The organism is Chitinophaga sp. RAB17, from assembly GCF_052114225.1.
Classification (GTDB): domain Bacteria; phylum Bacteroidota; class Bacteroidia; order Chitinophagales; family Chitinophagaceae; genus Chitinophaga.
Genome location: NZ_JBFREI010000003.1, coordinates 72,319 through 83,963, shown reverse-complemented (window position 1 = coordinate 83,963; position 11,645 = coordinate 72,319). Strand labels below are relative to the sequence as shown.

Here is an 11,645-nt window from a genome sequence, read left to right as displayed (position 1 = left end):
TTCTTTTTAAATAACTGTTTCCCGGTATCTGCCATTTTCCCAAAATTTAACTACCTTGTTTATCTAGACATCCAATTCACACGTTACTATGATCGGAGATACTAATCGCGCTTTACAGTATGTTGAACCGTTTTCCCTATTTTCTTCCAGTGATATTACCCTCTTCCAGGCCGGATCACATTACCGGCTATACGAAAAGTTTGGTGCACACCCTATGGAATTGGAAGGTGCTAACGGGACCTATTTCGCCGTATGGGCGCCGGATGCTGCATTTGTAGCAGTGATGGGTGATTTTAACGGGTGGGACCACTATAGTCACACCTTGCTGCCCCGCTGGGATAGCTCCGGTATCTGGGAAGGTTTTGTACCTGGCGTAAAAGCCGGTTCTCTCTATAAATATTTTATCAGGTCTCATAGTGGGGAAGAGTTGATTAAGGGAGATCCTTATGCGAATTACTGGGAAGTGCGTCCTAAAACGGCTTCTGTGGTATATCCGCTGGATTATGAGTGGGATGATAAGAAGTGGATGAGTCAGCGGGCGAAGCGTAATTCGTTGGACAGTCCATTTGCCGTATATGAAGTACACCTGGGCTCCTGGCGTCGTCCGGACCCTTCGGATCCTGAGCGTGTTTATTCTTACCAGGAGATTGCTGACATGCTGGTGCCTTACGTAAAGGAAATGGGCTTTACCCATGTGGAGCTGATGCCGGTGATGGAACATCCTTTTGATGGTTCCTGGGGCTATCAGCTGACCGGTTATTTTGCGCCTACTTCCAGGCATGGTACACCACAGGATTTCATGGAAATGGTGGAAGCATTCCACCTGGCAGATATCGGGGTGATACTGGATTGGGTACCTTCACATTTTCCGTATGATGCGCATGGGTTATATCGTTTTGACGGATCGCATGTGTATGAATATGCGGATATGCGTAAGGGTTATCATCCGGATTGGAACAGCTATATTTTTAATTATGCGCGTAACGAGGTAAGATCTTTTTTGCTGAGTAATGCGGTGTTTTGGTTCGACCGTTTCCATGCAGATGGTTTGCGGGTAGATGCGATTGCTTCCATGATACACCTGGATTATTCCCGTGAAAAAGGCGCCTGGGTGCCGAATGAACTGGGTGGAAATGAAAATCTGGAAGCCATCAGTTTCCTGAAGAAAATGAATGAAACGATCTATGCCCTGTTTCCGGATGTTCAGACCATTGCGGAAGACTCTACATCGCATTATGGCGTGTCCAGGCCTACGTTTATGGGAGGACTGGGCTTTGGTATGAAATGGATGATGGGCTGGATGAATGATACGCTGGACTATTTTAAAAAGGATCCGATACATCGTAAATGGTATCAGAATGATCTGACGTTTAGTTTGGTGTATGCCTTTGGCGAGAACTTTATGCTGCCGCTGAGTCATGATGAGGTAGTGCATGGGAAGTCGCCGATGCTATATAAAATGCCCGGTGATGACTGGCAGAAGTTCGCCAATCTCCGCCTGTTGTATAGTTATATGTATACGCATCCTGGTACCAAGTTGCTGTTTATGGGAGATGAGTTTGGGCAGACTTCGGAATGGAATTACCGTGGTGAGCTGGACTGGCACCTGATGCAGCATACCACGCATAAGGGGTTGAAGGCATTTGTAACAGATCTCAATCAGCTGTATGTCAATGCTACCGCTTTGTATGAGCAGCAATTTGATGCGGCCGGATTTGAGTGGATTACCGTGAATGATTATGATAATTGTGTGATCGCCTATGTGCGAAAAGGAAAAGAGCAGGGAGATGTGTTGCTGGTGGTGTTGAACATGACGCCGGTAGTGCGGGAGAATTACCTGGTAGGATTGCCTGTAGGAGGAGAGTGGGAAGAAGTCCTCAACAGTGATGCGCCGAAGTATTATGGTAGTGGTGTAGTGAATACAGGTATCTTAAAAACAACGCAGCAGATCTATAACGGTAGAGACTATACGCTTTCTTTACGTTTGCCACCATTGGGTGCAACGATATTGAAGCTGCAATAATATTACTGAGAGACGGGGTATTGGTTTGAGGGCATTGTCTTCGTAAATGCTTTACCCATCAATGGTCAGCTAAGTATACTATTTATGTTGCTGAAAAAATTAATGCCAGATAAGGGCCGGTCTCACAGAGACTGGCCCATTTTTTTTGGCTAATTTTTTGTTCGCTTTAAACTTTCCGCACTTCGCACCATCTATTATCCGGACTGTTCCGGAACAGCAATAATGCCAGGTATAAGGCGTTTTATACAGGACGTGAACTTTCAGCCAGATCGAATCGAATCATACTTTTATTAGACACTTAAAACCATTCATTTATGAAAAACTTTCTCCGTAAGCCGGGGCTTGGTTTAGTGATGGCAGCAATTGTTGCCTTTACTATGATGGAAGCCTGTAAAAAGGATAATTCAGCTTCCGTCTCCAATATTCCACCTAATCAGCAAAAGGTGAGTCTCTTTCTTTCCGATGATCCAGGTTATTTTGACAAGGTATTACTGGATATCCGTAAAGTGGAAGTGCTGGTAGATACATGTGGTAAAACAGATGATGATGGATGGGATGACAAAGACAGATGTTGGTGGGATGAGGATCATGATCACGACAGGACTCCCAAACCTGATACCTGCCAGTTATGGGATTCATTGGGTATTCATCCGGGCATTTATGATCTGCTGACCCTGCGTAACGGGGCAGATACTTTACTGGCCGGTGGTAATGTACACAAAGGAACAATGGAACGCATCCGTATCACGGTAGGTACCCAGAACTCACTGGTAAAAGACGGGGTTACTTATCCGTTGAAGTCCGTATCTGGTCAATCAAAGATTATTGTAAGAGTGCGTCATAATGAATGGGACCAGCTGAGTACGGATGATCTGCAATTGTGGCTGGACTTTGATATACAGCGTTCTATTATCAGAACCTGGAACGGACAGTTCATTCTGAGACCTTACATCAATGTATTTACCATTCTGAAGATGGGTAGTCTTTCCGGCCGGGTAACACCATGGGATGCGTATCCTGTGCTGTCTGTTTACAACAGCAATAAGGACACATTATATGCATTGCCGTGGAGAAATGGTGATTATAAAGTGCGTGGTCTGAAAGTAGGCGACTGGAATATATTTGTGAATGCCTCTAATGGTTACAAGGACACTACTATTACCGGGGTGAAAGTAGAACGCGGTAAGGATACGAAGGTAGGAGATATCAAACTGCATAAATAACAATTAATCCGGACGGTGATGCGTTAATAGCAGATATCACTGTCCGGATTTTCAATTATATGTATAAAATATTTAACTTGTGCTAAAGAAACAAAGATGATACAAAAGGGATTTTTATATATGCTGCTGCAAATTATAATGATCAGCAGCAGTTTTGCACAGGTTAAATCCAATCAACGTGATCAGCAACACCGTAAGCAGGGATACTGGGTGGAGGAAGTGGGAGAGGTCAGGGGAGAACCGGGATATACCTGGGAGGGGACTTACAAGAATGACCGTAAAGAGGGGGTATGGAAGAAGACTACTTCCATTGGCAACCTGATAGCGGAAGAAACGTATAAGAATAATGTACTTGATGGTTATTGTAAGTACTATTATTCAAATGGAAAGCCGAGCGAGGAGGGTGCGTTTATTTCTACTGAGATAGAAGGGCAGCGGGATACGATTATGATCATTGATCCGGTAACGAATGCAGAAACACCCACAGAAATTATCCGTAAAGGAAATTCAGTGCGCAATGGTGTCTGGAAATTGTATGATGAGGAAACGGGGAAGGCCGTAAAGGAATACTACAAACGAGGTGAAACCGTTACTGCCGGCGAGTTGGGAGATAGTACTACGGAAGAGCAACCTGCTGTTAAAAAAGCAGTTTTACAGCTACCGCATGAAAATGCAGGAAAGCATAAAAAGAAAGGATAAACACAGGAATAAAAATGAACAGAAAAAAAGCTAAAATGAACAAAAAGATTTGTCCATTTTAGCTTTTTTTCTGTAATTTCATTATAGGATGTTGATCTTCTGGAACCCCAAGTCTACAATGATTTTTATTGTTTAATCCTTTTAATTATTTGTTTGTATGAAAAGCCTGATTATCAACCACGGGGAGAATCCGCAAGAATTGCATGGAATTGATTATACCACGACCGACAAGATGGAGATTTTGTTTAGAGCAGTTTTTATCTTTTTAGTGTTTTGTGCACTGACATCAATTATATTTCTTTCTATTTTTTACTAAGCATAAGCAATCAATACGTGTTGCAATCATCAACACACAAAAGCGTAAGGCGCAAAGGTGATAAATCATCTTTGCGCCTTACGCTTTATGCCCTTCCGGTTATGCTTGCTAAATTGATTTTCTATGCTGTAACTCTTTACAGTAAGTCGTTACCAGCGATTTTATTTTTTAATGTTCGTCAGACACTCTTAATTCAACGTTAACAAGTTATTCATTTTGTTCATTATGCCTTTCAAGGCATCAGACATTTTGTACACTCAGATTAAGCATCTAATTTAGTATCTCTAAAGTTGGCATAGGTTATGAAACCGGCGCGAGATCTCTATCTGAAGTGCCTTTTCTTTTTTCCACTTTAGTCCTTACTTATCTTAATTTCTTCAAAGCTTCTTGGTACCACAAATGACACGGTATTATCTGCCAACAGATTTTCAGGCAATAACGCCACGGATTGCCCGTCTACCAGCAACGACGCAGGTTGAAACGGTAAACCATGTACGATAATACGATGGTTTTTATAGGACGTTTCATAATTAACATAAAACTGCTTTCTGAGATGGAACTGCTGCGGCGTGGAATGTTGCTTGAAGCGGATCACATTATATTGTCCGTTTTTGTAGCCATAATGATCTCCTGCATCTTCATACAGCACACTCTTCACCTCCTGTTCTCCATAATATACATGCAACAGCATTTCCGTTACCGGTGTTTGCTGCGTGTACTGCATATCGGGGTACTGCGGCAGCACCGCACCCGCTTTTACAAACAGGGGCATTTCATCCAGCGGTGTATTCACTGTTACCTCCTGGGCGCCGGTATATTTAAGATCATTCCAGAAATAATACCAGTTACCTGCGGGCAGGTATACTGCTTTTTCTTTCATTCCTTTTTCGCTCACATGGCTGAGCAGCAACGCGTCACCAAACATAAACTCGTGGGAACAGTTGTGGGTAGCCGCATCCTGTTGCGCCACAAAGGCCAGCGGGCGGAGCATAGGTGTACCCTGGTTTGCATACTGCCAGAAGGTGGTATATAAATAAGGAAGCAGCTTGTATCTCAGCTTAATAAACTTAGTCACTACTTTTTCATACTCGGTTCCAAAGCTCCAGGGTTCCTGGTTAAACCCGGTTTCATTGCTGGCGGAGTGTGTACGCATCAACGGATGAAATACTGCCAGCTGAATCCAGCGGGTATAGAGTTCTCCATCAGGCTCACCGATGAAACCGCCAATGTCGCTACCCGTAAATGAAATACCGGAAACGGCTAAACGCTGGCATTGCACGCTGGCCAGCCAGAGGTGTTCCCAGCTGGATACATTGTCACCGGTCCATACGGAGGACCAGCGCTGGGCACCGGAATAGCAGGAGCGGGTAATGAGGAAGGAACGATTAGGCATCAGGTATTTTTTCATACCGGCAGCCGTAGCCTTGCTCATCAGGTGACCATATATATTATGTGCCTTTCGGTGACTTACTTCTTCTCCATCATAGTCGTGGCGCACATCTTCAGGGAAAGAGCCCATTTCAAAAACAGCAGGCTCGTTCATATCATTCCAAACGCCGCGTACACCGATTTCAGCCAGACTTTTGAACAGGCTGCTCCACCATTCACGTACTTCAGGATTGGTATAATCGGGAAATACACATTTGCCCGGCCATACATCGCCTTCCATCAGGGCGCCGTCTGCCCGTTTACAGAAGTAATTGTTTTTCATGCCTTCTTTATATACGGCATAATCGGGATCCACTTTAATACCCGGGTCAATGATCACCACTACTTTGAAGCCTTCTGCAGCCAGCTCCTTTATCAATCCTGCCGGATCGGGGAACCATTCTTTATTCCACGTAAAACAGCGGAAGCCATCCATATAGTCGATATCCAGGTAGATGACATCACAGGGGATACCACGTGTTCTGAACTCTTTGGCAATTTCTTTCACCCTGGTATCAGGGTAATAGCTCCAGCGGCATTGGTGATATCCAAGGGCCCACAGGGGAGGTAGTTCCGGCGTCCCGGTAATTTTGGTATAGGACTCAGCTACTTCCAGCAGGTCCGGACCGTAAATGAAATAGTAGTTCATTTCGCCACCACGTGCCCAGAAGCTGCAGGCGTCTTCTCTTTCTTTACCAAAATCGAAGATGGTACGGAAGGTATTATCGAAGAAGATACCATAGCCGATACCATGATGCAGTCCATAATAGAAAGGGATATTGCGGTAAAGCGGATCCGTATCTTTCTGATAGCCGTAGGCATCTGTACCGTAGTTTTCCAGGCGTTTGCCCCGCAGATTCAGTTCCGTAGGCTTATCTCCCAATCCGTAAAAGCATTCTCCTTCCTGCACCAGTTTGCTGCAGTACTGAATTTTACCGCCTTTCAACAGGTAGTGCTGCCAGTGGAAACCCATTTCGTCCTGGTTAATTACTTTGCCTTCCTTATCAGAAATCGTGATACGCAGGTTATCACGGGCTATAAATACCCGGAGGGCATCTGTATATATTTCAAAAGTTTCTTCCCATTCCTTGATACCGAATGATATAGGTGATTCCTCGAGTGTATCGCTGGTGGCGTAGGAGAAGTCCCTTTGAAAAGTGCCGTCAGCAGCGTATCTGAAGCGAATGATCTTATCGGCAATGACCCTTATTTCGAGAATTGTTTCTGTAGTATAAAAACAAAAATAATTACCTTCTTTTTTCCATTCCCTGATACTGTCGGGATAGTGCTTGGCGCCGTATTTACTTGACGAGGTTTCAACTTGCATAATCTCTTTTTCTGGATGCCTGGTAATGCGTTACCATGGTCTTAAATTACATAAAAATTCAGAGTAGTTATAGTCAATTCGCGTTAGATGCTGATATTTCTGCGTTTACCCTTTAAATTCAGTGGTTCGCAAAAAATAACGTAAAGTGATTAAATTACTTATTAACTTCATATTAATAAATTTACTTTTTGCTTTAACCTATTTTAGTAGGTGCACCTTTCCAGGAGCACCTTTTTATTAGTGGTTACCCAATACCGCGATATCTTTTCGGGCCAGGTATACTTTCGTTCCTTTTCGGGCTCTGGCTACTACATTAAATCCATCGCCCACTTTTTTCCAGTTTTTGCCGCCATCTTCCGAAATGTCCGTGCCGGACGTACCGGTAGCTATTAGTATTTTGGGGGAGATGTAGGCCACTCCGGATTTGTATCCACCTGGAGGGGTAACCGGAGCGTACCAGTTTCGCCCGCCATTGCTGGTAAGCATACAGTTGCCTTTTCTGGCGGTATCCACTTTATAGTCGCCTCCTACAGCAATGCCGGTGGCGGCATCCCGGAAGGCAATGGAAAATGCGCCTGTGGTGCTGCTTCCCTGTACTACCGGAATCGTATAGGCTTGCCAGTTACTACCGGATACAAAAAGCCGTGCCACATTTCCGCCGGTGGCAAAATACACTTTCTTTCCGGGTAATGTGACCAGGCTGGTTCCGCTGGCGGCAAAGATCGCCTCTCCGGCGGCGGCAGCAGGCAATGTAGCTGTGGCATCTCTTTCCCAGGAGCGGCCACCATTGTGTGTACGAATGACAGTAAATTTATTATCCAATGGGTCACCGATGGCAATTCCTTCCTGGTCATTAAAAAACTGTATGACATCGAAGAAAATACCCGGGCGGTTATCGTAGTAAACCTGCTTCCACGAAGTGCCTCCATCTTCGGTTAAAAAGATAAGTGCGGGAGCACCGGCATTTAATACAATCGCTTTACGGGCATCAAATGCATATAACGAGCGCCAGTCGCAGCTATCGCAACCTGGTACCACCGTCCATTGCCAGTGAGCACCGCCATCTGTACTTTTACCTACCTGACCTTCTGTACCTGAAGCCCATATAATATCATCCGTTACCACACTGAGGCCACGGATACTTTTCGCTGGCGCAGATGTAATGACGTTTATCTGGTATGCTGTTTCCTTTTTCTGGGCAGTTGCCGGTAAAGCAGTATATCCTAAATAAAAGCATATCATGGCCAACAGCCCGGCAGTGCGCCTGCGTCCGCCAGCGATAAACAGCCACTGTAAAGTATCTAAGGCTATTAAGCCCGGATTTGTTCTAACTGAATTCATAAAGCATATCATTTATTTTCAATCTGTTACCAGCAAGAAAATTACAAAATTGCTACAAAGTGTGGTACAGATTTATATATTTGCAGATTACCTAACCTGCTTACTTCAATAACATAATCATAGTGCATCAACCGCATCGCTTAAAAATGTTCGTCCTATGTTGCTTATGGGGGCTTCTCCCCGGGATATTGCATGCACAGGATAAGCCATACATTTTCGACAGCTATAGTGTTAATGAAGGACTTTCACAAAGCACTGTCTTCGATATTACGCGGGATGACCAGGGATTTATGTGGATTGCCACCCGGGATGGCATCAATCGTTTTGATGGTTATACCTTTAATGAATACCGGTATAAACCAAGTACACTCTACAAAGCCGGAGAAGGCAAAGGGGAACTGGTACCCCGTGGTTCTACCGGCAACCGGGCGGTGATCAACCGGTTTGATCTCAAAGGATATAAAGGTTTTACTTTTTATAAAGATAGTCGTCAACAGATGTTGCTGGCCCATAACAACGGGATCAGTGTGTATGATAAGTATCGTAATAATTTCCGCACCTTACTGGAAGACACTTCTAATGTTAATGCGCAGGAACGCGACAATAATGTGAAGTTTACGATACTGGGGGAGGATACCGCTACCAATTCATTGTGGGTGTGGCGGCCCATGAAGGGACTGTATGTATTGGATAATACCACCTACGCTATCAGGCGCATTATCCTCTATCCACCACAGTTCCGGCAAAAAGGAGTGTTGCCTACAGCCGTGATGAAAGATGGTAATACCATCTGGATGAATGGAGAACCCGGAGAATTGTTTTCACTGAATATTAAAAATCTACGGCTGGCTACCTATTGCCTGCCAGGGGTGGGTAATCAACCAGTGATCCGCAATCTGAACAAAGACTCTATGATCATTGTGAGCTCGGGGCATATTACCATCTTCAATAAACAACGCAATAAGTTCAGCGATCTGACTTTTGATATGCGGAATGAAAAAGGAGAACCCTTTATTCCTGCTGTATCGGAAGTAGACCAGTTTGGAAATGTATGGATAGGAGGGAATGATGGTGTACTCATCTACAGTATTACCCGCAACGAAATTCTGCGGCATATCGTCAGTTTTAATACGTTTGAAACCAGGTCCTTCAACAATGTTTCTTATCTCTATCGCGATATCTCCGATAATATGTGGGTAGGCACAGATGGTGATGGTCTGAAAAAATATTCTCCTCATAAAAAGGTATTTAATCTGTACAGGTCTCCCTACATCACACATAATATGGTGCAGGCAGTGTATAAGCATGATGACGGCAAACTCTATGTGGGCCTCATGCGCGATGGATTGAATATTTATGGAGATGGTGGCAAATTCCTGGAACGTATTTCCAATGAATTATATCCCGGTAAATTTCCGGCCAATGACCTGGGCGCCATTTGTCGTGAAAATGCGGATCATTTATGGCTGCATTTTGCCAACATGCACATCGGTTTGTTTAATGTGCAAACCAAATCTTTCCTGGACCTCACCAGTAAAGTAACTGCGCTGGGACTGCCAATGCAGCGGGATCCATGGCCTTTCCTCTTTAAGCGTACCAATGGTGAACTGTACTTCAACTACGGCGGTTATCTCCTGTTGTTTGATGATACTAATAAAGGGTATGAAGTATCGGTGGTCCATAATTTTGCGGATGAATTACTGACTACTTACTATGAAGATTTTATGGGTAACCAGTACGTGGGTACGAAATCTTCGCTGTATGCAAAAAACAAATCGGATTCCCGTTGGAAGTCAGTACCACTACCATCGGGTACCACGGTGAAATCTATTAATAAGAATGCCCATAAAGAGTTGCTGGTAGCCACTAACAAAGGATTGTTTATTATAGATGAGGCCGGCCGTATCAAGCAGCATTATAACAGTTACGACAATCCGAAACTGATCAACGATTACATGTACGGCGTGTTGCTGGACGATAAAGATAGAATCTGGGTGAGCCACAATAAGGGGTTATCGCAGATTAATCCGTTATCAGGAGAGATCACTACCTATAATTACGAAGATGGCTTACAGTCGAACGAATTTAATACAGGGGCCTTTTATAAATCTATTGACGGCGAATTATTTTTTGGTGGGATCCGTGGGGTGAATGGATTTTATCCTAAAAATTTCCGGGATAACCTCTCTAATGCCAAAGTGATCATACGGCGCATGGAAGTGCTGGATAAGCCTTATGAATCGGATACGGCCATTTCGCTGCTGAAGAAAGTAGAGTTGCCTTACAACCAGAATACGATTGCGATAGAATTTGTACCGCTGGAATACACCAATCCATTAAAGAACAAAGTGCAGTATAAACTGGAAGGAGCGGATGAAGACTGGGTACAGGCGGGGACTTTCAGGATGGCCCGTTATACTAATCTGCATCCGGGCAGTTATACTTTTAAAGTAAGAGGTTCTAATAATGATGATATCTGGAGCACGATTCCTACCACGTTGGAGATTGTGATCAGGATTCCATTCTGGCAGTCACTGTGGTTTCGGTTTTTGTTGCTGTTGCTGTTATTGGGTATTGCCTATTATTTCTCTACGCTTTACCTGGATTATAAAATACGGCATGAGAAATTAAAACTGGAGAAAGAGCAGGCCGTAGACCAGGAGCGGGCGCGTATTTCCAGTGATATGCATGACGACCTTGGTTCGGGATTATCAACTATCCGTTTATTGAGCGAAGTGGCGAAGCGAAAAATACAGGATCCTTCACAAACGCGGGAAGTGGAACGTATTTCCGAAACAGCGGGGGAGATGGTAGATAAAATGAGTGAGATCATCTGGGCGATGAGTTCTTCCAATGATTCACTGGCTAACCTTATCGCCTATATGAGAAGTTTTGCTGCAGAGTTTTTAGAGCATGCGCATATTACACATCAGTTTTATATTCCCGAAAGTATTCCTAATATTAAGCTGAGTGGTGGTACCAGGAGGAATATTTATCTGGCAGTAAAGGAATCATTGCATAATGTGGTGAAGCATGCCAAAGCAACAGAGGTGATTGTAGAAGTGAAGATGCATAAGAACATGACAATAATGATTAAGGACAATGGAAAAGGATTTGACCAGGAGAAAGTAAGATTATTCGGTAATGGCCTGAAAAATATTCAGAAGAGAATGATATCTGTAGGGGGTAATGCGGATATTTCCTCGAACAATGGAACAATAGTTTTTCTCGATATCCCACTAAATTGACATACATTTGTTTTTAATAACATTTAAGTGTTATAATTCC

General features: G+C 43.8%; 6 protein-coding genes. 4 read left to right on the top strand and 2 right to left on the bottom strand.

The genetic code is table 11. The annotated features are described in order from the left end of the window. The first annotated feature begins 88 nt into the window (after positions 1–88). From glgB to AB4Z08_RS12200, 3 genes are all read left to right on the top strand, one after another. On the top strand, positions 89–2,023 hold the full coding sequence (gene glgB / locus AB4Z08_RS12210; RefSeq protein ID WP_441574020.1) for a 1,4-alpha-glucan branching protein GlgB: 1,935 nt from the start codon (positions 89–91) through the stop codon (positions 2,021–2,023). Positions 2,024–2,337: 314 nt separating this feature from the next. Continuing rightward, positions 2,338–3,246: a DUF4382 domain-containing protein gene (locus AB4Z08_RS12205; RefSeq protein WP_441574019.1), complete on the top strand. Its 909-nt coding sequence runs from the start codon at positions 2,338–2,340 to the stop codon at positions 3,244–3,246. Between the two features lie 96 nt (positions 3,247–3,342). After that, on the top strand, positions 3,343–3,945 hold the full coding sequence (locus tag AB4Z08_RS12200; protein ID WP_441574018.1) for a toxin-antitoxin system YwqK family antitoxin: 603 nt from the start codon (positions 3,343–3,345) through the stop codon (positions 3,943–3,945). A gap of 668 nt (positions 3,946–4,613) precedes the next feature. On the opposite strand, the gene AB4Z08_RS12195 is transcribed toward AB4Z08_RS12200, so the two are convergent. Beyond that, positions 4,614–7,016 carry a glycoside hydrolase family 31 protein gene (locus tag AB4Z08_RS12195; RefSeq protein ID WP_441574017.1) on the bottom strand — a complete coding sequence of 801 codons (2,403 nt, stop codon included), beginning with the start codon at positions 7,014–7,016 and terminating at the stop codon, positions 4,614–4,616. A gap of 237 nt (positions 7,017–7,253) precedes the next feature. Next, complete coding sequence (locus AB4Z08_RS12190; protein WP_441574016.1) at positions 7,254–8,357, bottom strand: WD40/YVTN/BNR-like repeat-containing protein; 1,104 nt, start codon at positions 8,355–8,357, stop codon at positions 7,254–7,256. Between the two features lie 146 nt (positions 8,358–8,503). Here AB4Z08_RS12190 and AB4Z08_RS12185 point away from each other — a divergent pair, with 146 nt between their 5' ends. Further along, entirely contained in the window at positions 8,504–11,605 is a 3,102-nt protein-coding gene (locus tag AB4Z08_RS12185) for an ATP-binding protein (protein ID WP_441574015.1), read from the top strand. Positions 11,606–11,645: the final 40 nt, after the last annotated feature.